Genomic DNA, 24,378 nt, shown 5'->3' on the forward strand with positions numbered 1-24,378 from the left:
CCCTGAGGTCCCGGACCGGCATTCCCCCGAACGAACGCGAGCCGGTTACTCGCTCGCGATCGCGTTCAGTACGTTCATCCGCCCTGCCCGGAAGGCCGGGACCAGTGCGGCGAACAAGCCCACGAAGGCCGACGCGGCGAACACCCCGAGGATCGTCGGCCACGGGATCTCCAGCACCTTCAGGCCCTCGAGAGCCAGCAGCTGCTGCGCGCCGATCCCCCAGCCCATGCCGAGCCCGAGGCCGAGCACGGCGCCGAAGAGGGCGATGACCACCGACTCCAGGCGGATCATGCGGCGCAGCTGGCGGCGGGAGAGGCCGATGGCGCGCATCAGGCCGATCTCGCGGGTCCGCTCGACCACCGAGAGGGCCAGGGTGTTCACGACGCCCAGGACCGCGACGACGATCGCGAGGCCGAGGAGGCCGTAGACCATGTTCAGCAGCTGGCCGACCTGGTCCTTCAGGGCCTGCTTGTAGTCGGTCTGGTTGCGCACCTTGTACTGCGGGTACTCGGCCATCGCCGCCTTGACCGACTCGTACGCGCCGGCGTCGGACTTACCGTCCTGCGCGCTGGCCAGCAGCATGAAGGGGAGCGGCAGCTTGTCGGCCGGAATGTTCGCCCGGGCCGTCTCGGTGCTGATGTACTTCATGCCCTTGTCGAGGTTGCCCTCGTCGCTGGTGATCGCGGCGACCTTCAGCTTGACCGTGCTGCCGCCGGTGAAGGCGACCGTCAGCTCGTCGCCGGCCTTGACGCCGTGCTTCGTGGCGTATGCGGAACCGACCGACATCGCGTTCGCCCCGTACGCCGCGGCGTGCTCGCCGGCGACCATCTTGCGCCGGATGTCCTTGGCGTACGTCGGGTCGGTGGCGCCGAGCCCGTCCTCCTCGGTGGTGCCGTCGGGGGCGGTGACCTTGGCCGCCACCTCGCGGTAGGCGGTGACGTGGTCGAGGCCCTTGGTGGCGCGCAGGGCCTGCTCGGCCTGCGGCAGTACGGGCTGGCCGGTCTCGGAGTTGACGATGTAGTCCGCGCCGACCGACTTGTCGAGCTCCTCGGTCGCGGAGGCCACCATCGAGGAGCCGACCACCGACAGGCAGGCGACCAGCGCGAGGCCGATCATCAGCGCGGCGGCGGTGGCACCGGTGCGGCGCGGGTTGCGCAGGGCGTTGCGCTCGGCGAGCCGGCCCACGGACCCGAAGGGCCGCAGCACCACGCCGGAGAGCACCCGCACCACGCCCGCGGCGAGCAGCGGGCCGATCACGATGAAGCCGATGAGGCTGAAGACGACGCCCAGGCCCAGCCAGAGCGAGCCGGGTCCGGCCTTCTCGGCGGCGGTGGCGAGGTAGAGCCCGGCGCCGCCGATGCCGGTGAGGACCAGGCCGAGGACGGCGCGGACGACGCCGGCCTTCTTGTCGCCCGGGGTGCCGGACTCGCGCAGCGCGGCCATCGGGGAGACCTTGCCGGCCCGGCGGGCCGGGATGAAGGCCGAGACGACGGTGACCTTGATGCCGAGGTAGAGGCCGATGACCGGGGTGGTCCAGGCGATCGTCAGGTCGTCGGTGGACAGGTGCATGCCCATGGAGCCCATGAGCTGCATCAGGCCGACGGCGAGGCCGATGCCGGCGCCGATACCCAGGAGCGAGCCGACGATCCCGAGGAGGAAGGCCTCGAAGACCACGGACTTCAGGATCTGCCCGCTGTCGGCGCCGATGGCGCGCATCAGGCCGATCTCACGGGTGCGCTGGGCCACCAGCATCGAGAAGGTGTTGAAGATGAGGAAGATGCCGACGAGGAAGGCGATCCCGGCGAAGCCGAGCATCACGTACTTCATGACGTTCAGGAAGGAGCCGACGTCCTTGCGGTTGGCGTCCGCGGCTTCCTTGGCCGTCTGCAGCTTGTACGTGTCCGCGCCGACGGCGGTGGCGATGTTCCGCTTGAGCTGCTCGTCGCTCACCCCGTCCTTGGCGGTGACGTTGACGTGCGTGAAGGAGCCGGGGGAGCCGAGCAGCGCCTGCTGCGAGGTGGCGGTGTCGAAGTAGACGATCGCCGCGCCCGGGTTGGTCACGGTGAAGGTGGCGATCCCGCTGATCTTCGCGCGGATGTCGCCGGTGATGGTGATCGTGCGCAGTTCGTCACCGAGCTTGAGGTGGTGCTTCTCGGCGGTGTCGGCGTCGACCATCACCTCGGTCGGGCCGCGCGGAGCGTTGCCCGAGGTGATCTTCATGGACTTGAGCTCGTTGTCGTTCCAGTTGCCCGCGATGGTCGGGGCGCCGGTGGTCGAGCCCATGTTCTCGTTCTTGGCGTTGACGACCGTGACGGACATCGACACGACGCCGCCCTCGGCGCTCTTGACGCCCTCGGCCTTGCGCACTTGCTCGACGGCCGAGCCGGCCAGGATCTCGGGGCGGCCGCGTTCCGGGGTCTCCTCCCCCGCCTTGGCCTCCTTCGGGCTGACGGTCACATCGGAGTTGGTGACGGCGAACAGCTTGTCGAAGGTGGTGTTCATGGTGTCGGTGAACACCAGGGTGCCGCAGACGAAGGCGACGGAGAGCATGACCGCGACGGCGGAGAGCGCCATCCGCCCCTTGTGGGCGACGAAGTTGCGCCGCGAGGTCTTCAGGACGGTGTTGCTCATGAGGTCCGCCCGCGCGCGTCGAAGTCCTTCATGCGGTCCAGGACCTGGTCGGCGGTCGGACCGTACATCTCGTCGACGATCCGGCCGTCGGCCAGGAAGATGACGCGGTCCGCGTAGGAGGCGGCCACCGGGTCGTGCGTGACCATGACAATCGTCTGGCCGAGCTCGTCGACCGAGCGGCGCAGGAAGCCGAGGACCTCGGCGCCCGCCCTGGAGTCCAGGTTTCCGGTCGGCTCGTCGCCGAAGATGATCTGCGGGCGCGCGGCGAGGGCGCGGGCGACCGCCACCCGCTGCTGCTGGCCGCCGGAGAGCTCGGTCGGGCGGTGCTTGAGCCTGCCGGCGAGGCCCACCGTCTCCACGACCCGGTTCAGCCACTCCGCGTCGGGCTTGCGGCCCGCGATGTCCATGGGGAGCGTGATGTTCTCCAGGGCGTTGAGCGTGGGCAGCAGGTTGAAGGCCTGGAAGATGAAGCCGATCCGGTCGCGGCGCAGCTGCGTGAGCTTCTTGTCCTTCAGCCCGGTGATCTCGGTGTCGTCCAGGTGGATCTGGCCGCTGGTCACCGTGTCGAGACCGGCGAGGCAGTGCATCAGCGTGGACTTGCCGGAGCCGGAGGGACCCATGATCGCGGTGAACTGGCCGCCCATGATGTCCACGTCCACGTCGTCGAGGGCGACGACGCGCGTCTCCCCGGAGCCGTAGGCCTTGACGACCTTTCGCGCCCGGGCCGCGACGGCTGCATGCCCTCCAGTACCCCCGTGCCTGGTTTCGGTCATAGCCGTTGTCACGGTCTTTCTCCCTCTTCGAATGCGTGCGTCTGCGTCTGCGTCGGTGCGCCGCTGTACGGCCGTTGCGGCCGTTGCGGCCGTGCGCTCGTCGCCGTCATGAAGTCTCCGCCGGGCGGAGGCGCGGCGCGCTGGTGCCCATCGCCGTATCCGCCCGGGGGTTAACCCCACCCCCCGGCCTGTGGTGCGTAGGTTCCAGTCAAGAAGACGCCGGGGCGGCTCACCTCCTCCGCCGGGAGGAACGGCCCCTGGCCCGTTGTGCGGAGGGACCCCTAGGGGATCCGCACCCTTCGGCGCACCGACTCTGGGGGATACCGCCCCGCACGCGGCGGTGAGATGGTGTTCCCCGCAGTTACGTGCAGGGGGAAGGAATCTCGGTGGCATCGGCGGAGAGCACGGGCGCGGGCCCGGACGGCATACCCTCCGGGCCCGCTGCCGATACCCCCGGGGCCGGCGTTCCGGCCAAGAACGCGCCTGCGGCCGGGCCGGCCGCCAGGCCGCCGGCCCCGGTGGTCGCCTCGCTGATGCTCGGCATGGCCCTCGTCGCCCTGGACAGCACCATCGTGGCCACCGCCGTCCCGCAGATCGTGGGCGAACTCGGCGGATTCTCCGTCTTCTCCTGGCTCTTCTCCGGCTACCTGCTCGCGGTGACCGTCACCCTGCCCGTCTACGGGAAGCTGTCCGACACCTTCGGCCGCAAGCCCGTCCTGCTCTTCGGCATCGGCCTCTTCCTCGTCGGTTCGCTGCTGTGCGCGTCCGCCTGGAACATGGCCGCCCTCATCGCCTTCCGCATCGTCCAGGGCCTGGGCGGCGGCGCCCTCCAGGGCACGATCCAGACCCTGGCCGCCGACCTCTACCCGCTCAGGGACCGGCCGCGGATCCAGGCCCGGATGTCCAGCGTGTGGGCCACCTCGGCCGTGGCCGGCCCGGCGCTCGGCGGGCTGCTCGCCTCGTACGCGCACTGGCGCTGGATCTTCCTGATCAACCTTCCGCTGGCCGGGCTCGCCCTGTGGATGATCGCCCGTCACCTGACCGAGCCCGTCCGGTCGCCCGGGCGCCGGGGACCGGTCGACTGGGCGGGCGCGCTCGCCGTCTTCGCCTGCGGCGGACTGCTGCTCTTCGCGCTGGTCCAGGGCGGGGTCGCCTGGCCCTGGCTGTCCGCGCCCTCGCTCGGGCTGCTGGGCGCGAGCGCGCTGCTGGCCGCCGTCGTGGTCCGGGTGGAACGCCGGGCTCCGGAGCCGATCCTGCCCGGCTGGGTGTGGCGCCGGCGCACCATCGCCGCCGTCAACCTGGCCATGGGGGCACTCGGCCTGCTGATGGTCGCCCCCATGGTGTTCATGCCGACCTACGCGCAGTCCGTGCTGGGCCTCGGCCCCGTCGGCGCCGGCCTGGTCATGTCGGTGATGACCCTGAGCTGGCCCGTCACCGCCGCCTGCAGCCAGCACGTCTACCGGCGCATCGGCTTCCGCAACACCGCGGCCGTCGGGATCGCGCTCGCCGCGGTGATCCTGTTCTCCTTCACGCTGCTGCCCTACCCCGCCCGGCCCTGGCAGCCCGCGCTGATCATGCTGCTGCTCGGCGGCGCCCTCGGCCTCTTCCAGCTCCCGCTGATCGTCGGGGTCCAGTCCACCGTGGGCTGGGCCGAGCGCGGGACGACGACGGCCTCGGTGCTGTTCTGCCGACAGGTCGGCCAGAGCGTGGGCGCCGCCCTGCTCGCCGCCGTCGCCAACGCCACCATCGCCGCACGCCTGGCGGACGCCCCCGTACCCGGCCTCCCGGAGCACCTGGACGACGTGGCGAAGGCGCTGGAGCGGCCGGCGCTGCTGCCCGCTGCCGCCGCCGGCTACCTGCGCGAGGCCGTGGCCGCCGCCGTGGAGCACATCTTCCTCGGCGCGACGGCGGCCGCCGTGGCCGCGCTGCTGGTCCTGCTGCTGGTGGCGCCGCGCCGGTTCCCCGTCCTGCCGGAACTGCGCGAGGCGCAGAAGGAGTAGACGGTCCGCGGAAAGTCGCCTTGTCATGGCCGGGCCATTGGGTGACCCTCGTGCGAGGACCGTTTCCGGGGGGACGACGACATGGCATCCGCACTCTGCGCACTCGCGTTACTGGCCGCACTGGCCGGCCCGATCTGCCTGCGGCTCGGGCGCAGCCCGGGCTTCATCACCGGCCGCGACGGCCGCCTCTCCACCTCGACGGCGCTCGCCCTCGCCTGGACGGTGATCCTGGTCTGGCTGCTGCTGGCGATCCTCGGCTACGGGCTCACCGCGGGCGGCGGCATCGCGTACTTCCGCGGCGCCGACGGCCCGCTGTCCACCCTGACGACGGTGTACCTGCCGCTGCTCGGCGGCCCGTACGTGGCGCTGATCGCCGCGAAGGCGGTCGTCGGTCTGCGGGTGGAGCACGGCAGCATGGCCAAGCCCGCCGCGAGGCCGACGGTGTCGGGCCGGCGGCCGCTGCGCGAGCTGATCGCGAACGACAGCGGGCGCACCGACCTCGTGGACCTCCAGTACGTCGCCCTCAGCGCGGTCACCATGCTGTACGTGGTGCTGTTCTTCCTCGCGGACGTGGGCGGCGGACTGCCGCGCCTGCCCGCCGAGATGTGGGCCCTGACGGGCGCCCCGGCGGGCGCGTACCTGGTCAACAAGATGGCCGTCCGCGCCAACCCGGTGATCACGGACGTCGTGCTGGAGGACGGCCGCCTGACGGTCGAGGGCGGCGGCTTCACCCCGGACCCGGCGGGCCCGCCGACCCTGCTCACCGTCGACGGCACCCCCCTCCCGGCCCAGGCCGACCCCCTGACGGGCGCCCTGACCGCCACCCTCCCGACCCCGGGGACGCCTCCGTTCACGGTGGTCGTCACGGCCCGCGGCCTGCGCAGCGACCCGTACCGCTACGAACCCCCCGCGAAGCCGCCCGTCCCGGCCGGGCAGCAGCCACAGCCGGCCGGCTGACCGGGTCGACACCCGACCTAGGTCTGCGTGTCGCCCTTGTGGCGGGCGTAATAGCGGGCCACCCGGGCCCGGTTGCCGCAGACCGACGCCACGCACCAGCGGCGACGGGGGTGCGCCGGCAGGAAGAGCAGGACGCAGTCGTGCGCCTCGCACTCGCGCACCTGTGTCACCCGGGGGTCCGTCAGCAGCTCCGCGACCGCCTCGGCCAGCTCCGCCGCGAGCCGCCGGGCCGGATCGGCCGGCCGGTGCGCACCGGCGGTGATCCCGCCCGACCCGGTCCAGGCCAGCACGCGGTGCGAGGGCGCCGCGGCCAAGGCCTCGTTCAGCGCGGCGAGCGCCCCGGCCGGGGGCCGCACACCGCGCCGCACGGCGTCGAGCGCCGGGCCCGCGGCCTCCCGTACGGCCCGCACGGCGGCCACCTCGCCCGCGCCGACGGTGCCGACGGGGGTCAGCCGCCCGGCCTGCGCGGCCAGCCAGGCCGTGAGCCCCGCCGGGTCGGCGACGAGATCACCCACCGCGGTCTCGGTGTTGAGGAGGTCCAGCGCGAGGAGCTCACCGGTGAGCGGGAAGGTCACTGTCACCCGACTAATGCTACTGCAACGCCTTGACCCATTAACGATCACCGGCAACACTAATGGAAACAAGTACGCAGGAGGCATGTGATGACCGCTCGCCGCACCATTCCCACCATCCGGCACCGCACCGTCGACGTGGCCGGGGTCCGCGTCGCCTACCGCGAGAGCGGCCCCGCCGACGGCCCCGTACTGCTGCTCCTGCACGGCTTCCCCACCGCCTCGCACCAGTTCGCCCGCCTGATGGACGCCCTCGGCGACACCCCGTACCGCCTGATCGCCCCCGACTACCCGGGCTTCGGCCACACCGAGGCCCCGGCCGGATTCACGTACGCCTTCGACCGGCTCGCCGACATCGTGGAGGGCTTCACCGACGCCCTCGGGCTGGACCGCTTCGCCCTGTACGTCTTCGACTTCGGCGCCCCGGTCGGACTGCGGCTCGCCACGCGCCGGCCGGAGCGGGTGACCGGCCTGATCGTCCAGAACGGCAACGCCTACGAGGAGGGCCTCTCGGACGCGGCCCGCGAGTTCGCCGGACTCCGGCGCGAGGTCCCCGGCAACGAGGAGCGCGTCCGGGGGCTCTTCACCCTGGAGGGCACCCGCTTCCAGTACGAGACCGGCGTCGCCGACACCGGCCTCCTCTCCCCCGACGGCTGGACCCTCGACGTGCACCACCTCGGCCGGCCGGGCCGCGCCGACGCCCAGGCCGACCTCGCCTTCGACTACGCCTCGAACTTCACCCACTACCCCGCCTGGCAGGCCTGGCTGCGCGCCGCCCGGATCCCGGTGCTGGTCGTATGGGGCGCGGGCGACCCCTTCTTCACCCCGGCGGGCGCGAAGGCCTACCTCCGCGACGCCCCGCAGGCCGAGGTCCACGTGTTCGAAGGCGCGGGCCACTTCGCCCTGGAGACCCACCTCCCGCAGATCGCCCCGCTGATCGAGGAGTTCCTCGCCGAACTCCCTTGACGGGATACGGGTTCACAGATCGTCCACATCGCGTAGTCTTCCCCTCGTCAGCAAAACAGTGTCTGGGGGAAACAGTAATGTTCGGTGTCATCCTCGCCACCACCACCGCCGTACTCGCCACGCCCGTCGCCGGTCTGCTCGGCCACCGCGCCGTGCGGCGCTCGGCGAACGCCGCGCTCATGCGGATCGACGCGCCGGCCGGCATCGACGAGCAGGGCTTCGTCCGCATCGGCGGAATCGACCAGTGGATCTCGATCCGCGGCGAGGACCGCACCAACCCCGTACTCCTGGAGCTCCACGGCGGCCCCGGGGCGGCCAACTCCCCCTACGGAGCCCGCACCCGGGAGTGGGAGAAGCACTTCACCCTCGTCCGCTGGGACATGCGCGGCGCCGGGCTGACCTTCGCCCACGCCCCCGCGGACCAGGGCGGACCGGTCACCTTCGCCCGGCTCCACCAGGACGCCCTGGAGGTCACCCGGTACGTCCTGGACCGGATGCGCGTGGACCGGGTGGTGCTGATGCCGAGCTCCTTCGGCACCACCCTCGGCCTCCGGCTGGCCCGCAACCACCCCGAGCTCTACTGCGCGTACGTCGGCACCGACCAGAACGTCCAGGAGGCGGGCCGGGACACCTCCGCCTACGAGGGCACGCTGGAGCGGCTGCGGGCCGCGGGCCGGACCAAGGACGTGGCGGCGATCGAGGCGATGGGGTCCGACCCCCGGCGCTGGACCTCCGCGCAGCGGTCCTCGTACGACAAACTGTGCGCCGGCAGCGACCCGCTGACCCTGGACACGGTCAAGAAGGTGATCCTCGGGTCGCTGTGGCTGTCACCGCTCTACACCCTCGGCCGGATCAAGGCGTACTTCGGCGGTCAGGGCTTCTCGGAATCCGTCACCGAGGGAGTGTCGGAGTTCGACGACCTGGCCGACGGGACCCGCTTCGAGATGCCGTTCTTCATCTTCCAGGGAGCGCTCGACGTGATCACCCCGGCGGCGCGCGCCAAGGCGTACTTCGACGCCGTCGAGGCACCGGTGAAGGCCTTCGAACTGATCGAGGGAGCCTCCCACTTCGCCGCCCTCCGCCGCCCGGACCGCTTCCTGGACCTCCTCCTGACCCATGTCCGTCCGGCGGTCACCACCGCCGACCGCCAGGGAACGGCCACCTCCACGCCCTGAGCCCGCATCGGACCGCCAGGACGAAAACGCGGCGGCGCGCCGCCCCCGCCCCGGCAGGACACGGCCTGGGCCGTCTCTTCCGGATCTTGTCGGCCGAGCCCGCGGCGTCCGGTGCCGCATGGCAAGGCGGAGGGGCACGCCGTGTACTGGACGTACTCGGGTGCCCCGACAACGCGGCCAGGTGCGGTGCCGGGCGTCGCGGGCCCGGCAACATCCGGAAGAGACGGCCTAGCCCTCCGCCGGGGCGCGGCCCGTCAGTGCCGCCAGGCTGGAGCGCACGTGGTTCATGTGCGCCCGCATCTCCTCCGCCGCCTCCCCGTGCTCCCGCAGGATCCCCCGCGTCTCGCGCCCGATCCGCTCCTCCGCCACCCGCGCCTGCGCGACCAGCTCGGCCGCCCGCGCCTCCGCGTCCTCCTGCCCGTGCCGCGCCGACTCCTCCGCCTCGGCGAACTCGCGCCGCGCCTGCGCCAGCCGGGCCTCGGCGTACCGCTCCTGCTCCGCGTGGCGCGCCTCCAGGTCCGCCTCGCGCGCCGCCAGCTCCCGCTCCGCCGCCTCCCGGCGCTCCGCCTGCTCCTGCTCGCGCTCCGCCCGCTCCGACTCCGCCCGCCGCCGCGTCTCCGCCAGCGCGGCCGTCGCCTGCGCCCGCCACGCCGCCGCGTCCTCCCGCGCCCCCGACCGCACGTCGTCCGCCTCGCGCTGCGCCCGCAGCAGCCCCTGCCGGGCCCGGACCTCCGTCTGCTCGCGCACCGCCTCCGCGTCGCCCCGCGCGAGCTCCGCCGTCCGGTCGGCGCGCGCCTCGGCCGCGCCCAGCGTCGCCGAGGCGTCCACCCGCGCGTCGGCCCGCAGGGCGTCCGCCTCCTCCTCCGCCAGCAACAGGATCCGGCGGGCCCGCTCGCTCAGCTCGTCGTACGTCTGCGGAGCCAGCGCGGCGACCGCCTCCCGCAGCCGCGCCGCGTCCGCCTCCATCTGCTTGGCCAGGACCGTCAGCCGTGCCACCCGCTCCCAGGCCTCGTCCCGGCTCCCGGAGAGCCGGGCGAGATACCGGTCGACCTCTTCCATGCGGTAGCCACGACCGCGCACGGTCGCAATGGGTGCACTCATCCTGGATGCGCCTCTCTCGCGGGGATTCCCGTCAAGGATGCGCCATTTGATCCCAGAAGCCGGAATGGCCGGGCCGAGACCCTGTTCGAAGGCCCCGACCCGGCCATTCAGCCGATCACACGATCAGTGGATCAGCCGATCAGAGCAGTCCGTCCCACATCTGCTCCAGCAGCACCGACCACCAGCTCTCCGGCGAGGACAGCGCCGCGCTGTCGAGCCCCGCCAGATTCGCCTGGAAATCGACGGTCCAGCGGCCCGCCTGCTCCGGCGTCAGATGCTGGCGCAGCCGCCACATGTGACCCAGCATCGCCAGGGACCGCACGAACTGCGGCAGGCTCGAATTCACGAACTGCGGCGGTACGGGAGCACCTCCCGGGCCGCCTTCCACCGGCACCGCCACGATGTGCGCGGTGCCGTACTGGACGCACAGCGCCTTGCCGAAGTCGCTGCCGATGACCAGGTACGAACCCGCGTCCGAAGCCGGCTGCACCTGCCGCTGCTGCGCCAGCTCGGCCAGCGTCGGCACCGGCTGACCCGGCACCGCCTGCGCCCAGAAGAACGGCCCGAAATCGACCGGCAGACCCGACCACATCAGCGTCTGCGCCACGATCTCCGGCACGCCCTGACGGGACACCGCCCGCTGGTCGAAGCGGAACACGCCCTGCGGACCGAACGCCGCCGCCAGCTCCTGCCCGATCGCCTCCAGCGGGATCGCCGGCTGCAGCGGGACCTGCGGCAGCGGCGCCCGTACCGGCGCGGGGCGCGCCGGACCGTCCGCCACCTGGTGCAGCTCGCCCTGGTGGGTGAGCAGGTGCCGCATGCCCTGCTGACGGCCCGCGTGGTCCTTGCCGTACGGGGCCACGCTCGTGATCCGCACCTGCGGCCAGGTCTCCCGGATCATCCGGGCGCAGTAACCGCCGGGCAGTTCACAGGACTCCAGCTCGGTGTGCAGCTCCAGCACCTGCTGCGGCGGCACGTTCATGGCGCGCAGCTCGTAGAGGATCTGCCATTCCGGGTGCGGGGTGCCGGGCGCCGAGCGGCGGATGAGCTGCTGCTCGGAGCCGTCGGGCGCGCGGTAGCGGAGCACGGCCTGGTAGCCGGGGCCGACGGTGGGCGCACCGGTCGGGACCGGGGGCTGCCCACCGGGACCACCCGGACCACCGGGCGGCGGGCCGGGGGGCCCGGGCTGCTGCACCATGGCGGGGCCGGCCAGCATCGTCGCGGCATGGTCGAGCCCGCCACCGGGAGCGCCGGGCGCGCCAGGCGCCCCGGGGGCACCAGGCGGACCGGGCGGCTGCGGTACGCCGGGACCCGCGAGCATGGTGGCGGCGTGATGGGCCTCGCCACCGGGAGCGCCGGGAGCACCGGGCGGACCGGGAGGCGCGGGCGGCTGACCGGTGACGGCCGGACCCGCCAGCATCGTCGCCGCATGGTCGAGCCCACGACCCAGCGAACCCGGAGCGCCGGGCGGACCGGGCGGGCCCGGCGGCTGGGGCGCACCCGCACCCGGAGCCCCCGGCGGACCGGGCGGCGCCGGCGGCTGACCGGTGACGGCCGGACCCGCCAGCATCGTCGCCGCATGGTCGAGCCCACGACCCAGCGAACCCGGAGCACCGGGCGGACCGGGAGGCGCCGGCGGCTGCCCCGCGCCCGGAGCACCGGGCGCCCCGGGCGGACCGGGCGGCTGCGGAACACCGGGGCCGGCCAGCATGGTGGCGGCGTGGTCGAGCCCGCCACCGGGCGCACCGGGCGGACCCGGCGGCGTCGACGGCCGGGAGATCTGGGCCTTGCTGGTCGGGGCGTCCGCGATGTCGCTCGCCGCCGAACCGCCCTGCGAGCCGCCCTGCGAGCCGCCCGCCGAATCGCCCGGCGAGCCCAGCGCGGGCACGACCGCGGTCCTCGGCAGCTGGCTGCCGCCCGGCATCAGCGTGGTCTTCGCCTCCGGGGCCACCCCGGACGACGGCGCGTCCTCCAGGTCCGACCCGGACAGCGGCGGCGCGAACACGGTCGCGGGCAGCGGTACGGACACGTCGTCCGCACCGGAGTTCACATCGGTGCCCGCCCAGGGCGTGGCACCGATCGGCACCGCGGCCGCAGCCGGAGCCGGGCCCGGGGCCGTCGCCGGAACCCCGTCGTTGGCCGTGGGCTCGTACGGGATCTCACCCCCGCGCCGCAGCGGCACGGCCTCGACAGGCGTCGGCGCCGCAGGAGCGGGTGCGGGCTCGGGCACGACGTCGACGGGCGCGGCCGGAGCCGGCGCGGGCGTCGACCTCGGCGCGATCCCCGCCCGGTCCGCGGCCTCCTGCAGCCACTCCGGCGGGCTGAGCATGAACGACGTCTGCTCCGAGTCGATCCGCGGCGTCGGGACCGAAGCCTCCGAAACGGCCGCGGCCACGGCCCCGTACTCCTCCTCGTACCGGCGGATCACCTCACCCACCGGCAGACCCGGCCACAGCGTCACCTCCCCGCTGTCCCGCGCGATGACCAGCCGCTGCCGCCCACCACCGGACACCGGACCGGCCGCGCGGTCCTCCGCCCACACCACGAACCCGAGCCCGAACTCCCGTACGCGCACCTCCCGGTGCTGGTACGCGGGCACGTCCCCGTTGATCCACTCCTCGGCGCGCTCCTGCGCCTGCGCAAACGTCACCATCGCGCGCTCACCCCTCCACCGGTGCCGAACCCGACACCGGAACCGAACGTGCGAATCCGCCGTCCACCATCAGACCGGCCACCGTCTCCAGCTCCGGCGGGTTGCCGGCCAGCCGCTCGAGGAAGGCGTCGAAATCAGCACCGCACGGCAGCAACAACCGCTCCACGCGCTCCTGGACCGACCAGCCGTCCCGGTCGCGGGCATCGTCGTACGGGGAGAACCACACCGAGCCGATGCCCTCACCCTTGACCTTCAGCGCGAGCAGCCCGCCCTGGACGAAGGCCACGCACAGGTAGTCCTTCGTCAGGTGGTCCCGCAGACACTTGTTGACGTACACCAGGTCGTTGACCGCCGCCTCCTCACGCACCGTGAAGAAGGGCTGGTCCACCAGCAGACCGAGGTCCACGTCCAGGCCCGCGCCCACCGGCGCGCAGCCGCCCGCGGCCTTCAGGAACGAGCGGTACGGCTCCGGCAGCCGGTAGCCGAGGTCCTCCTCGACGCCCTGCACCTGCTCCTCGGAGACCGACACCACCGACTTCGGCAGCCCCAGGTGCGCCGGGCGCACCTCCTGCAACGGCCGCGTCCCGCGCTTGTCGTGGTCCACCGGAGCCGTCGTCAGGCCCGCGTGATGCCGCAGCAGCGCCTTCACCTCGACCGGGACCAGCTCCATGCGCCGCGAACCCGCCACGTGGTGCCAGGTCCAGCCGTGCGGGGTCGCCACCGGCCCGACCGTGTCCCACAACTCGTGCCCGGCGGCCTTCATCGCGGCGTTCGCGGACACGTAGTCCGTGAGCCGCAGCTCGTCCACGCCGAAGCCCTCCGGCGGTTCGGCGATCTCCACGGCCGCGCGCGCGTACGCGGAGAAGTCCGGATGCCCATTGCCGTCCATCCGCACCCCGTGGGGATGCCGAGCGGCCCGGACCGGGTCCGGGAAATGCACGACCTGCCCCGAGTAAGCGGCGTTGGGTGGCGCGGCCTGCTGCCCGAGCCGACCTGTCGTCATGGCGGTAGCCCCCTGCTGGATCTGGCTGGTTCACCACAGCCTATGCGCTGGGGCAAGACCCTTACCCGCGCCAGTCCGGCGCACCCGCCCGAGGGCCAGGAACATCCGAATTGATACGAATATTCGACCCCGCTTCCGCATGACAGGTGACATTTGGCAGGCTGTCCCCGCAGCACGGGGGCGTGAGCGACAGCGGTCACCACCGCCGCCACGGGAGGGAAAGCGCGAGCATGCACAACACTGCAACACGCACAGAATCCGGCGACACCGCGCCGGAGGCACCCGGCGCACCGGGCTCGACCGGCCCGGCCGGCGAGGCCGCCGGTCCCGCCGGCGACCCCCGCCTGCGCTGGAGCAGCACCGACGGCCGCCCCGCCGTACCCGTCCTGCGCTTCCGCCGCGACGGCATCCTCCCCACCGTCGCCGCCGCCCTCTCCGTACGCGGCGAGACCCTCACCGGCACCGCCGGCAAGGCCGATCAGCCGCCCGCGCTCCATCCGCTCGTCCAGGACTTCCTCGACACCCTCACCAGCGGCCAGCGCGAACGCTTCACGGGCCGGTGTCCGGAGGCGATCCTGCTCTCCCGCCACCTGACCGCCGTCGAGGGCGCCCGCTCCCGGCGCGCCTCCCGCAAACCGCTCTCCCCGAGCGAGGCCCGCCGCTCCCTCAAGCACGCGAAGATCACCGCCCGCCGCATCCGCGAGGACGGCGACCCCCTCCACGGCAGCTACGCACCGCCCTGCCGGTCCTGCGACGCACTCCTCGCCCACTTCGGCGTACGCTCCGTCGACCTCACCCCCTCCGAGTAGCCATGACCACCGCCTCCGCCTCCTACGACCGCTCCTCGGCCACCCGTTTCCCGGTCGCCGTGGACTCCGCCCTGCGCACCGCCGGCTGGGAACCCGGCCGCTGGGACATCAAGCAGGCCGAGTACTGGGCCGACGCCCTGCGGGACCACACCACGCCCGCCGGCCACCGGCACACCGTCTTCCCCGCCGCCGTCGAGGCGTGGGCCGAGTTCGGCGCCCTGACGGTCGCCGCGCACGGCCCCGGCCGCCAGATCGCCCCGACGCCCGTCCGGATCGACCCGCTCACGGGACTCCACCTCGCGCGCACCTTCGCCGACCTCGGCCGGGCCCTGTCCACCCAGCTCTGCCCGCTGGGCGTCGAGGCCGACGGCGGCTCCCACCTCGCGATCGACCGCGAGGGCCGCGTCTACGGCATCGACCACACCGGCGACTGGTACCTCGGCTCCACCCTCGACGAGGCCCTCACCCTCCTCCTGACGGGCCTCCAGCCGACCCGCCTGACCACCTAGGGGTGTCCGGCTCCTGCCGGTCGGTGGTGCCGGGGCTCCGCCCCGGACCCCGCGCCTCAAGCGCCGGCGGGGCTGGGTGGTGTGGGGCGGTGCCCCGCCGGAGTGTCTCCTCGGCTCGCGCGGTGCGGCATGTCGCGGTGGCGCTCGGTGGTGCGCGCTCGTCCTGCGGGGACACTCCGCCGTGTCCCCGCCCCACGGCAGGCTCCGGCAGTGCCCCGGAGCCGCCCCGGTGCGTGGGGAGCGGGGACGGGGAGGGGTGTCCCCGCAGGACGAGCGCGCGACCGCCGGGTACAGCCGAGATGGCTCGCACGCGCCGAGCCGAGGAGACACCCCTCCCCGGCCCCGCGGACCGACCCGCACCGCGCCCGAATCCCGGCCCGCACCGCGCCGGGATCCCGGCCCGCGGGACGGCGCGGACCGGCCCGGACCCGCCCTGCGGGATCGGCTCTGCAGAGTGCCGGGGAGCCCCGGGCGCAGCCCCGGTGCGTTCGGACCGTCACCCCCGCGGGAGCGGAACCGCCCGCAGGGCCGGGGGTACCCGGGGGCGCCCGGACTGCTTCCCCCGCGGGAGCGGACCGTCAGGCCGTCGGGAGGACCGCCGAGACCTTGAAGCCGCCCGCGTCCGTCGGCCCGGACACGAACACCCCGCCCAGGCCCAGGACCCGCTCCCGCATCCCGACGAGCCCGTTCCCCCCGCTGGGCAGCCCCGGCTCGGGGGCCTGCCCGTCGCACGGGCCGTTCTCCACCTGCATGGCCACCTCACCGGCCCGGTGCGCGAGCCGCACCACGACCCGCGCGCCCGGCGCGTGCTTGTGGCAGTTGGTGAGCGCCTCCTGCACCACGCGGAACGCCGTCTGCTCGACCTCCGCCGCGTACGCCGCCCACTCGCCGTGCACCAGCATCTCCACGGTCATCCCCGCCGCCCGCGACTGGCCGACCAGCGCCTCCAGCTCGCCGAGCGTGGGCCCGTCCTCCCCGCCTCCGCCCCCCGCGAACGCCACCGCCGCGACGGGCACCGCGGGCACGGGAGCCGGAGCCGGCTTGGGCGGGGCCCGGAGCACGCCGAGCATCTCGCGCAGCTCCGTCAACGCCTGCCGCCCCATGTCCCCCACCAGGGCCGCGTTCTTCGCCGCCCGCGCCGGGTCCTTGGCCGCCACCGCCTCCAGCGCGGCCGCGTGCACCACCATCAGCGACACCCGGTGGGCGACCACGTCGTGCATCTCCCGCGCGATCCGGGTGCGCTCCTCCGTACGGGCCCACTCGGCCCGCTCCTCCGCCCGGTCCGCCAGCAGCGACAGCTCCCGCTCCAGCGAGTCCGCCCGTTCCTGCAGGCTCTCCATCAGCCGCCGCCGGGCCCCGATGTAGAGCCCGAACAGCACCGGCGGCACGGTCAGCGCCACCGCGACGAACCCGGACAGCACGACCACCAGCGTCGTGTCGGCCTCCACGTCCCCGCGGGTGCGCAGGTACATCACGACGAAGGTGGCGGCCAGTGACATCGATGCCAGCGTGGCCGTGATCCGCCGGGGCACCTCGGAGGAGGCCAGCGTGTACATCCCGACCACCGCGAGCAGGAACCCCATCGCGGCCGGTGACACGGCGATCCCGACGAGCACCACGGCGATCGGCCACCGCCGGCGCAGCACGAGCGTGGCCCCCACCACGAACCCGAACAGCACTCCGACCGCGGTCGGCAGCCCCGCCTCGGCGGCGAAGGGCACGCCTTCCCACGCGCACTCGAGGGCGGACACCCCGCCGAGCACCAGGTCCCCCACGGCGTCCCGCCGCCGCGCCCACCACAAAGGCGGCCCGGCCCGGCCTTCCACTACTTCCCCCGTTTTGGTCATGCCGTCCAGCGTACGGGCGCCCTGCGCGACGCCCCGGGGAAATACCCCGCCACCGAAACGGCGGTTGCGGGTACCGTCGCGGTGAGGGCAGGTGGTACGGCATAGTAGGGACGGCCAGCTTGATCGGTACGCCAAAATGTTCGATTGAGCCACATTCACTATCCCCTGTGGTGTAATTGGCAGCACTGAGGCTTTTGGTGCCTTATGTCCGGGTTCGAGTCCTGGCGGGGGAGCTGCTCGATTCCGGGTCCGGACCTTCACGGTCGGGACCCGCGTTCGTTCGGGGCCACCGGCACCCCGGTATCCTTCACGGGTCCACCCCCGAAGCCGAAGGGCATCCCCGTGAGCGCCAACCGCCCGGCAGCCGTCGTCGTACTCGCAGCGGGTGAAGGCACCCGCATGAAGTCGGCGACTCCCAAGGTTCTCCACGAGATCTGCGGGCGCTCGCTCGTCGGTCACGTCGTCGCCGCCTCCCGCGAGCTGGACCCCGAGCACCTCGTCGTGGTCGTCGGGCACGCCCGGGAGCAGGTCACCGCGCACCTGGCCGGCATCGACGCCGACGTCCGCACCGCCGTCCAGTACGAGCAGAACGGCACCGGGCACGCCGTCCGCATGGCCCTCGAAGAGCTCGGCGGCGGCATCACCGGCACCGTGATCGTCGTCTGCGGCGACACCCCGCTGCTGACCGGGGAGACCCTGGCCGCGCTCGCACGGACGCACGAGGCCGACGGCAACGCCGTCACCGTGCTGACCGCCGAGGTCCCGGACTCCACCGGCTACGGGCGCATCGTCCGCGACGCGGGCGGCGCCGTGACGGCCATCGTCGAGCACAAGGACGCCTCCGACGCCCAGCGCGCGATCCGCGAGATCAACTCGGGCGTCTTCGCCTTCGACGGCGCCCTGCTCGCCGACGCCCTCGGCAAGGTCCGCACCGACAACAGCCAGGGCGAGGAGTACCTCACCGACGTCCTCGGCATCCTGCGCGAGGCCGGGCACCGCGTCGGCGCGGCCGTCGGCAGCGACCACCGGCAGATCCTCGGGATCAACAACCGCGTCCAGCTCGCCGAGGCCCGCGCGCTGCTGAACGCGCGTCTGCTGGAGCAGGCCATGCTCGCGGGCGTGACGGTCGTCGACCCGGCCGGCACCTTCATCGACGTGACCGTCACCTTCGGGCAGGACGCGATCGTGCACCCCGGCACCCAGCTGCTGGGCACCACGCACATCGCCGAGGGCGCCGAGGTCGGTCCCAACACCCGGCTCAAGGACACCCACGTGGGCGCGGGCGCCCGGGTGGACAACACGGTCGCCGAGAGCGCGGTCGTGGGCCCGCAGGCGAGCGTCGGCCCCTTCGCGTACCTGCGCCCCGGCACGAACCTCGGCGCCAAGGCCAAGGCCGGTACGTACGTCGAGATGAAGAACGCGACGATCGGCGAGGGCACCAAGGTCCCCCATCTGTCGTACGTGGGCGACGCGACGATCGGCGAGTACACCAACATCGGTGCCGCGAGCGTCTTCGTGAACTACGACGGTGAGCACAAGCACCACACCACCGTCGGCTCACACTGCAAGACGGGCTCGGACAACATGTTTGTGGCTCCCGTCACCATCGGGGACGGCGCCTACACGGCCGCCGGGTCCGTGATCACCAAGGACGTGCCGCCCGGCGCCCTCGCCGTGGCCCGTGGCCAGCAGCGGAATATCGAGGGCTGGGTGGCCCGCAAGCGTCCGGGCAGTGCGGCTGCCGCGGCGGCGCAGTCGGCGGCCCCGGAGGACGCCGAGCGCCCCTGAGGTGAACTGACCGGAAACAGGTACGCCCGGGACGGCGTACCGTGATAGGTGCACGCAATTCGGCTGGCTCACCGTGTGCGGGACGGACGCACATGGGGGCGAGCAGCTTCAACACGTCTGAGGAGACTGTGCTGTGACCGGGATCAAGACGACCGGCGAGAAGAAGCTGATGCTCTTCTCCGGCCGCGCCCACCCCGAGCTGGCCGAGGAGGTTGCGCACCAGCTGGGCGTCGCCCTCGTGCCGACCAAGGCTTTCGACTTCGCGAACGGCGAGATCTACGTCCGCTTCCAGGAGTCGGCACGCGGCGCGGACTGCTTCCTGATCCAGAGCCACACGGCTCCGATCAATAAGTGGATCATGGAGCAGCTGATCATGATCGACGCGCTGAAGCGCGCGTCGGCACGCTCCATCACCGTGATCGTCCCGTCCTACGGGTACGCCCGCCAGGACAAGAAGCACAAGGGCCGCGAGCCGATCTCGGCCCGCCTGGTCGCCGATCTGCTGAAGACCGCGGGTGCGGACCGCATCCTCACGGTCGACCTGCACACGGACCAGATCCAGGGCTTCTTCGACGGCCCGGTGGACCACCTCTCGGCCCTGAACGTCCTCGCGGACTACGTCGGCGCCAAGGTGGACCGTACGAAGCTCACGATCGTGTCCCCGGACGCCGGCCGTGTGCGCGTGGCCGACCGCTGGTGCGACCGTCTGGACGCGCCGCTGGCGATCGTGCACAAGCGCCGCGACAAGGACGTCGCCAACCAGGTGACCGTCCACGAGGTCGTCGGTGAGGTCAAGGGCCGCGTCTGCGTCCTGGTCGACGACATGATCGACACCGGTGGCACCATCTGCGCCGCGGCCGACGCGCTGTTCGCGCACGGCGCCGAGGACGTCATCGTGACGGCCACGCACGGCATCCTGTCGGGCCCGGCGGCCGACCGCCTGAAGAACTCCAAGGTCAGCGAGTTCGTCTTCACGAACACCCTGCCGGACCCCTCCGACCTTGAGCTCGACAAGATCACGGTGCTGTCGATCGCCCCGATGATCGCGCGCGCCGTGCGCGAGGTCTTCGAGGACGGTTCGGTCACCAGCCTCTTCGAGGAGCAGCAGTAACCGCTGCGCGGTAGATCCTTTTGGTGCGGCCTTCCCCGCCGGGTACACTCCATGAGTTGCTCGGCGAGGGAGGCCGTACCTGTTTCCGGTACGGATGCTCCGTTATCGACGCGCTCTTCGTAGCAGGCCGTTTCGGCCGGGTGACTTCCGTCCATTTCCGTCACCCCACGAGGAGTGAGCATGTCCGAGGTCAAGCTTTCCGCCAAGATCCGTGACACCTTCGGCAAGGGCTCTGCCCGCCAGGCCCGTCGCGACGCCCTGACCCCCGGCGTCATCTACGGTCACGGCACCGACCCGAAGCACGTCAACGTCGACGCCCACGCCCTTCAGCTGGCGCTGCGCACCCCGAACGTCCTGCTCTCCCTGGACCTCGGCGACGCCGGTACCGAGCTGGTCATCCCGAAGGCCGTGCAGAAGCACCCGCTGAAGCGCTCGATCTCCCACGTCGACTTCCTGATCGTCAAGAAGGGCGAGAAGGTCACCGTCGACGTCGCGATCGTCACCGAGGGCGAGCTGGCCGCCGGCGGCAACATGCTGGAGACCCTCCAGAACACCATCTCCGTCGAGGCCGAGGCCACGCACATCCCGACCGAGGTCACCGTCTCCATCGCGGGCCTCGAGGCCGGTGCCACCATCCACGCCTCGGACCTGGTCCTCCCGGCGGGCACCACCCTGGCCGTCGACGGCGACATCGCCGTCCTGCAGGTCGTCGCCCCGCAGGCCGAGGAGCCGGCCGCCGAGGCCGCCGAGGGCGAAGAGGCCTGAGCCTCGCCCCACCCCCTCAGCAGTTGCTGACCGACCGCCGTCCGGCTCCACTGGAGCGGGACGGCGGTCGTCTTCGTTAGAGGAACCGAGGAGCTTTTGATGTCGGACGACGCGGCGCCCTGGCTGATCGTGGGCCTGGGGAACCCGGGACCGGAGTACGCGGGCAACCGCCACAACATCGGGTTCATGGTGGCCGACCTGCTGGCGGAGCGGATCGGCGGGAAGTTCAAGGCGCACAAGGCCCGGGCCCAGGTGGTCGAGGGCCGTATGGGTCCGCCGGGGCCGGCCAACCGGCGGGTGGTGCTGGCCAAGCCGATGACGTACATGAACCTGTCCGGCGGCCCGGTGACGGCGCTGCGGGACTTCTACAAGGTGCCGCTGGAGCGGATCGTCGCGGTCCACGACGAGCTGGACATCGACTACCCGACGCTGCGGCTGAAGCTGGGCGGCGGGGACAACGGGCACAACGGCCTGAAGTCGATGACCAAGTCCATGGGCCCCGACTACCACCGGGTGCGGTGCGGCATCGGGCGGCCGCCGGGCCGGATGCAGGTCGCGGACTTCGTGCTGAAGGACTTCTCCTCCACGGAGCGCAAGGAGCTGGACTGGTTCGTGGACCGGGCCGCGGACTCGGTGGAGTGCCTGATCCAGGAGGGCCTGGAGCGCGCCCAGTCGGCGTACAACTCCTGACGGACACGAGGAAGCCCCCGCACCGGCCGGTGCGGGGGCTTCCTCGTGTCCGGGGCGCCGGGGCCCCGCGGGTGGCTCAGCCGGTGTTGCGCAGGCCCGCGGCGACGCCGTTGACCGTGAGCAGCAGGGCGCGGGCGAGCAGCGGGTCGGCTTCCTCGCCGCGGGCGGCGGCCGCGCGCTGGCGGGCCAGCAGGGAGACCTGGAGGTAGGAGATGGGGTCCAGGTAGGCGTCGCGTACGGCGAAGGTCTGCTGGAGCACCGGGTTCGAGCCGAGGAGCTCTTCGGCGCCGGTGATGCGCAGGACCTCGCGGACGGTGAGTTCGTGCTCGGCCTCGATGCGGGCGAAGACGTGCTTGAGGTGGTCGGGCACGAGGGTGTCGACGTAGTGGCGGGCGATCCGCAGGTCGGTCTTGGCCAGCGTCATCTCGACGTTGGACAGGAAGTTGCGGAAGAAGTGCCAGCGTCCGCCCATCTCGGCGAGGACGTCCTCCTGGCCGGCCTCGCGCAGGGCCTTGAGGCCGGAGCCGACCCCGTACCAGCCGGGGACGATCTGGCGGGACTGGGTCCAGCCGAAGACCCACGGGATGGCGCGCAGGCCGTCGAGGCCGGCCCCGGAGTCGGGGCGGCGGGAGGGCCGGGAGCCGAGGTGGAGGTCGGCGAGCTGGTCGACGGGGGTCGCGGCGAAGAAGTACGCGGGCAGGTCGGGGTCCTCGACGAGCTCGCGGTACGCGGCGTGCGCGGCGTCGGAGACGACGTCCATGGCCGCGTCCCAGCGGTTGAGGGCCTCGTCGGACTGGCGGGGCGCGGTGTGCAGGGCGGAGGCCTGCAGGGTGGCCGCGACGGTCAGTTCGAGGTTTTCGCGGGCCAGCGAGGGGACCAGGTACTTGTCGGAGATGACCTCGCCCTGCTCGGTGACCTTGATCTCGCCTTCGAGGGTGCCCCAGGGCTGGGCGAGGATCGCGTCGTGGGAGGGGCCGCCGCCGCGGCCGACGGTGCCGCCGCGGCCGTGGAAGAGTCGCAGGCGCACGCCGTAGCGGTGGGCCACGTCGCGCAGCCGGCGCTGGGCGCGGTGGATCTCCCACTGGGAGGTGGTGATGCCGCCGAACTTGGAGGAGTCGGAGTAGCCGAGCATGACCTCCTGGACGTCGCCGCGCAGGGAGACCAGGCGCCGGTAGGAGGGGTCGGCGAGCATCTCGTCGAGGATGACGTCGGCGGCGCGCAGCTCGTCGGTGGTCTCCAGGAGCGGGACGATGCCGATCTTGGCCCAGCCGGTGTGGAGGTCGATGAGGCCGGCCTCGCGGGCGAGGACGGCGGCGGCGAAGACGTCGTCGGCGCCCTGGCACATCGAGATGATGTAGGACTCGATGACCTCGGGGCCGAACTTCTCGAAGGCGTCCTTGACGGCGCCGAAGACGCCGAGGGTCTTGGCTCCGGCGGCGTCGAGCGGGGCCGGGGTGGGGGCCAGCGGGCGGCGGGAGCGCAGTTCCTTGGCGAGGAGCTTCTGGCGGTACTCGCGCGGCATGTCGGCGTAGCGCCAGGACTCCTCGCCGAGGCGGTCGAAGAGCTGGCCGAGCGCGTGGTGGTGGGCGTCGGCGTGCTCGCGCACGTCCATGGTGGCGAGCTGGAGCCCGAAGGCGGCCAGGGTGCGGATGGTGCGGTCCATGCGGCCGTCGGCGAAGAGCGCGCCGCGGTGTTCGCGCAGTGAGGTCTGGATGAGGGTGAGGTCGGTGAGGAGCTCGGCGGTGCCGAGGTAGTCGCGGCCTTCCTCGTGCGGGATGCCCTTGGCGAGGCGCTCGCGGGTGTTGAGGAGCTTCTGCCGGATGCAGGTGGCCTTGAGGCGGTACGGCTCCTCGGCGTTCAGCCGCTTGTAGCGCGGGCTGATCTCGGGGAGGCGCTCCAGGTCGGCCTGGAGGGAGGCGAGGAGTTCCTCGGTGGCTCCGGTGTAGCGGATGGAGTTGGAGAGGAGTCCGCGCAGGTAGTCGATGAGTTCGAGGGCGTCGGTGATGCCGTGCTCGTGCTGGAGGATCAGCACGTCGCGGGTGACCTCGGGGGTGACGTTGGGGTTGCCGTCGCGGTCGCCGCCGATCCAGGTGCCGAAGGTCAGCGGGCGGGTGCCGGCGGGGATCTCGACGCCGACGCGCTGGAGCTCGGCGGCGAGGTCTTCCAGGACGTCGCCGACGGCGCCGGCGTGCAGCTCGTCGAGGTAGTAGATGGCGTTGCGGGCCTCGTCGGCGGGCTCGGGGCGCACGACGCGCAGTTCGTCGGTCTGCCAGACGAGGTCGATGTTCTCGGCGAGGCGCAGGTCGTGGCGGCGGCGGTCGCCGGCGCCGGTGACGGGCTCCTCCAGCAGGGTGGCGATGCGGCGCAGCTTGTTGAGGACGCTGCGGCGGGCCGCCTCGGTGGGGTGCGCGGTGAAGACCGGGCGGACGTTGAGGTTCTTGACCGTCTCGCGCAGGTGTTCGGGGTCGGCGTCCTTCAGCATGTCGGCCGTACGGGCGAGGAGCCCGCCCTCGGCGGCACGGTGGGCGCGCAGCTCCTTGCCGCGGTGCACCTGCTCGGTGACGTTGGCGAGGTGGAAGTAGGTGGAGAAGGCGCGCACGAGCTTGGCGGCGGTCTCCAGGTCGGTGTCGCCGAGCAGGGCGGCGGCGGCCTCGCCGTCGGTGCGGGTGAGGGCGCGGACGCGCTCGACGAGGTCGAGGAGGTCCTGGCCCTCCTGGCGTACGAGGGTCTCCCCGAGGAGGTCGCCGAGGCGGCGGATGTCCGCGCGCAGTTCCGCGTTGGCGGTGTCGGCCGGGGTGACGGGGGCCTGGCCCTGGGGGGCCTGGTCAGCACTGCTCACAGGTGCGGCTCCTTGCAGTGTTCGAGCGCTACTGGGCGGTGGGCTCCCGGCGACGTGCGGCGATGCCTTCCCCGGACTCGGTCCGGGGGCGGGATCTCCGCTCCTGATGCGCAGCTCGGGCTGCCCGTGCGGACCGCGCTGTCCGACGGGACCCAGGATAGGTGTCCGATGCGTGTGCCTGGACAAACG

The 24,378-nt window shown here is 72.7% G+C and carries 18 protein-coding genes and 1 tRNA gene; 11 read left to right on the forward strand and 8 right to left on the reverse strand.

All coding sequences use genetic code 11. From position 1 onward, the window contains the following. Nucleotides 1-45: 45 nt before the first annotated feature. Both JYK04_RS18300 and JYK04_RS18305 read right to left on the reverse strand, forming a co-directional pair. The gene (locus JYK04_RS18300) at nt 46-2,631 is read right to left on the reverse strand and encodes an ABC transporter permease (protein ID WP_189735501.1); all 2,586 of its coding nucleotides are present in this window, start codon (nt 2,629-2,631) and stop codon (nt 46-48) included. Beyond that, complete coding sequence (locus JYK04_RS18305) at nt 2,628-3,404, reverse strand: ABC transporter ATP-binding protein (protein WP_373297390.1); 777 nt, start codon at nt 3,402-3,404, stop codon at nt 2,628-2,630. The genes JYK04_RS18300 and JYK04_RS18305 overlap by 4 nt, the downstream gene beginning before the upstream one ends. Before the next feature lie 386 nt (nt 3,405-3,790). Between JYK04_RS18305 and JYK04_RS18310 the strand changes: the two genes are divergently transcribed. Together JYK04_RS18310 and JYK04_RS18315 are read left to right on the forward strand one after the other, a co-directional pair. Then, nucleotides 3,791-5,404 (forward strand): MFS transporter, encoded by a 1,614-nt coding sequence (locus JYK04_RS18310; RefSeq protein ID WP_229875104.1) that lies wholly within the window; start codon nt 3,791-3,793, stop codon nt 5,402-5,404. A gap of 81 nt (nt 5,405-5,485) precedes the next feature. Then, nucleotides 5,486-6,361 carry a hypothetical protein gene (locus JYK04_RS18315; protein ID WP_229875103.1) on the forward strand — a complete coding sequence of 292 codons (876 nt, stop codon included), beginning with the start codon at nt 5,486-5,488 and terminating at the stop codon, nt 6,359-6,361. A 17-nt stretch (nt 6,362-6,378) separates the two neighbouring features. On the opposite strand, the gene JYK04_RS18320 is transcribed toward JYK04_RS18315, so the two are convergent. Then, the gene (locus tag JYK04_RS18320; RefSeq protein WP_189735497.1) at nt 6,379-6,942 is read right to left on the reverse strand and encodes a CGNR zinc finger domain-containing protein; all 564 of its coding nucleotides are present in this window, start codon (nt 6,940-6,942) and stop codon (nt 6,379-6,381) included. An 81-nt stretch (nt 6,943-7,023) separates the two neighbouring features. Between JYK04_RS18320 and JYK04_RS18325 the strand changes: the two genes are divergently transcribed. Both JYK04_RS18325 and JYK04_RS18330 read left to right on the forward strand, forming a co-directional pair. Then, complete coding sequence (locus JYK04_RS18325) at nt 7,024-7,899, forward strand: alpha/beta fold hydrolase (protein ID WP_189735495.1); 876 nt, start codon at nt 7,024-7,026, stop codon at nt 7,897-7,899. A 77-nt stretch (nt 7,900-7,976) separates the two neighbouring features. Beyond that, on the forward strand, nt 7,977-9,074 hold the full coding sequence (locus JYK04_RS18330; protein WP_189735493.1) for an alpha/beta fold hydrolase: 1,098 nt from the start codon (nt 7,977-7,979) through the stop codon (nt 9,072-9,074). Between the two features lie 228 nt (nt 9,075-9,302). Here the strand turns inward: JYK04_RS18330 and JYK04_RS18335 are convergent, their stop codons facing one another. The 3 genes from JYK04_RS18335 to JYK04_RS18345 all read right to left on the reverse strand — a co-directional run bounded on the left by JYK04_RS18335 (nt 9,303) and on the right by JYK04_RS18345 (nt 13,831). Beyond that, nucleotides 9,303-10,175 carry a cellulose-binding protein gene (locus JYK04_RS18335; protein ID WP_189735491.1) on the reverse strand — a complete coding sequence of 291 codons (873 nt, stop codon included), beginning with the start codon at nt 10,173-10,175 and terminating at the stop codon, nt 9,303-9,305. Nucleotides 10,176-10,314: 139 nt separating this feature from the next. Continuing rightward, the gene (locus JYK04_RS18340) at nt 10,315-12,828 is read right to left on the reverse strand and encodes an SUKH-4 family immunity protein (protein ID WP_189735489.1); all 2,514 of its coding nucleotides are present in this window, start codon (nt 12,826-12,828) and stop codon (nt 10,315-10,317) included. 7 nt (nt 12,829-12,835) lie between these two features. Next, on the reverse strand, nt 12,836-13,831 hold the full coding sequence (locus tag JYK04_RS18345) for an SMI1/KNR4 family protein (RefSeq protein WP_189735488.1): 996 nt from the start codon (nt 13,829-13,831) through the stop codon (nt 12,836-12,838). 230 nt (nt 13,832-14,061) lie between these two features. Between JYK04_RS18345 and JYK04_RS18350 the strand changes: the two genes are divergently transcribed. Beyond that, the gene (locus JYK04_RS18350; RefSeq protein WP_229875102.1) at nt 14,062-14,640 is read left to right on the forward strand and encodes a YwqJ-related putative deaminase; all 579 of its coding nucleotides are present in this window, start codon (nt 14,062-14,064) and stop codon (nt 14,638-14,640) included. A 2-nt stretch (nt 14,641-14,642) separates the two neighbouring features. Continuing rightward, nucleotides 14,643-15,149, forward strand: a complete 507-nt coding sequence (locus JYK04_RS18355; RefSeq protein ID WP_189735486.1) for an SUKH-3 domain-containing protein — start codon at nt 14,643-14,645, stop codon at nt 15,147-15,149. A gap of 578 nt (nt 15,150-15,727) precedes the next feature. Here JYK04_RS18355 and JYK04_RS18360 read toward each other — a convergent pair. Further along, complete coding sequence (locus JYK04_RS18360) at nt 15,728-16,996, reverse strand: sensor histidine kinase (protein ID WP_189735484.1); 1,269 nt, start codon at nt 16,994-16,996, stop codon at nt 15,728-15,730. A 161-nt stretch (nt 16,997-17,157) separates the two neighbouring features. Between JYK04_RS18360 and JYK04_RS18365 the strand changes: the two genes are divergently transcribed. From JYK04_RS18365 to pth, 5 genes are all read left to right on the forward strand, one after another. Further along, nucleotides 17,158-17,229 (forward strand) — tRNA-Gln (locus JYK04_RS18365). Between the two features lie 109 nt (nt 17,230-17,338). After that, a complete protein-coding gene (gene glmU, locus JYK04_RS18370) occupies nt 17,339-18,784 on the forward strand; it encodes a bifunctional UDP-N-acetylglucosamine diphosphorylase/glucosamine-1-phosphate N-acetyltransferase GlmU (protein ID WP_189735482.1) in 1,446 nt (481 codons plus the stop codon). A gap of 133 nt (nt 18,785-18,917) precedes the next feature. Continuing rightward, nucleotides 18,918-19,895: a ribose-phosphate diphosphokinase gene (locus JYK04_RS18375; RefSeq protein WP_030008898.1), complete on the forward strand. Its 978-nt coding sequence runs from the start codon at nt 18,918-18,920 to the stop codon at nt 19,893-19,895. Between the two features lie 180 nt (nt 19,896-20,075). Further along, nucleotides 20,076-20,660: a 50S ribosomal protein L25/general stress protein Ctc gene (locus JYK04_RS18380; protein ID WP_189735480.1), complete on the forward strand. Its 585-nt coding sequence runs from the start codon at nt 20,076-20,078 to the stop codon at nt 20,658-20,660. A gap of 99 nt (nt 20,661-20,759) precedes the next feature. Beyond that, complete coding sequence (gene pth / locus JYK04_RS18385; protein WP_030716980.1) at nt 20,760-21,350, forward strand: aminoacyl-tRNA hydrolase; 591 nt, start codon at nt 20,760-20,762, stop codon at nt 21,348-21,350. A 76-nt stretch (nt 21,351-21,426) separates the two neighbouring features. Here the strand turns inward: pth and ppc are convergent, their stop codons facing one another. Beyond that, nucleotides 21,427-24,189, reverse strand: coding sequence for a phosphoenolpyruvate carboxylase (gene ppc / locus JYK04_RS18390; RefSeq protein ID WP_373297389.1), 2,763 nt, complete (start codon nt 24,187-24,189; stop codon nt 21,427-21,429). Between the last annotated feature and the right edge of the window lie 189 nt (nt 24,190-24,378).

It is taken from the genome of Streptomyces nojiriensis (genome assembly GCF_017639205.1).
In the GTDB taxonomy this organism is placed as follows: domain Bacteria; phylum Actinomycetota; class Actinomycetes; order Streptomycetales; family Streptomycetaceae; genus Streptomyces; species Streptomyces nojiriensis.

Bases quoted from the DNA above. Each gene is read 5' to 3' on its own strand.
- JYK04_RS18300 (WP_189735501.1), bottom strand. From the start codon at position 2,631: ATGAGCAACACCGTCCTGAAGACCTCGCGGCGCAACTTCGTCGCCCAC.
- JYK04_RS18305 (WP_373297390.1), bottom strand. From the start codon at position 3,404: ATGACCGAAACCAGGCACGGGGGTACTGGAGGGCATGCAGCCGTCGCG.
- JYK04_RS18315 (WP_229875103.1), top strand. From the start codon at position 5,486: ATGGCATCCGCACTCTGCGCACTCGCGTTACTGGCCGCACTGGCCGGC.
- JYK04_RS18325 (WP_189735495.1), top strand. From the start codon at position 7,024: ATGACCGCTCGCCGCACCATTCCCACCATCCGGCACCGCACCGTCGAC.
- JYK04_RS18330 (WP_189735493.1), top strand. From the start codon at position 7,977: ATGTTCGGTGTCATCCTCGCCACCACCACCGCCGTACTCGCCACGCCC.
- JYK04_RS18335 (WP_189735491.1), bottom strand. From the start codon at position 10,175: ATGAGTGCACCCATTGCGACCGTGCGCGGTCGTGGCTACCGCATGGAA.
- JYK04_RS18340 (WP_189735489.1), bottom strand. From the start codon at position 12,828: ATGGTGACGTTTGCGCAGGCGCAGGAGCGCGCCGAGGAGTGGATCAAC.
- JYK04_RS18345 (WP_189735488.1), bottom strand. From the start codon at position 13,831: ATGACGACAGGTCGGCTCGGGCAGCAGGCCGCGCCACCCAACGCCGCT.
- JYK04_RS18350 (WP_229875102.1), top strand. From the start codon at position 14,062: ATGCACAACACTGCAACACGCACAGAATCCGGCGACACCGCGCCGGAG.
- JYK04_RS18355 (WP_189735486.1), top strand. From the start codon at position 14,643: ATGACCACCGCCTCCGCCTCCTACGACCGCTCCTCGGCCACCCGTTTC.
- JYK04_RS18360 (WP_189735484.1), bottom strand. From the start codon at position 16,996: ATGACCAAAACGGGGGAAGTAGTGGAAGGCCGGGCCGGGCCGCCTTTG.
- JYK04_RS18380 (WP_189735480.1), top strand. From the start codon at position 20,076: ATGTCCGAGGTCAAGCTTTCCGCCAAGATCCGTGACACCTTCGGCAAG.
- pth (WP_030716980.1), top strand. From the start codon at position 20,760: ATGTCGGACGACGCGGCGCCCTGGCTGATCGTGGGCCTGGGGAACCCG.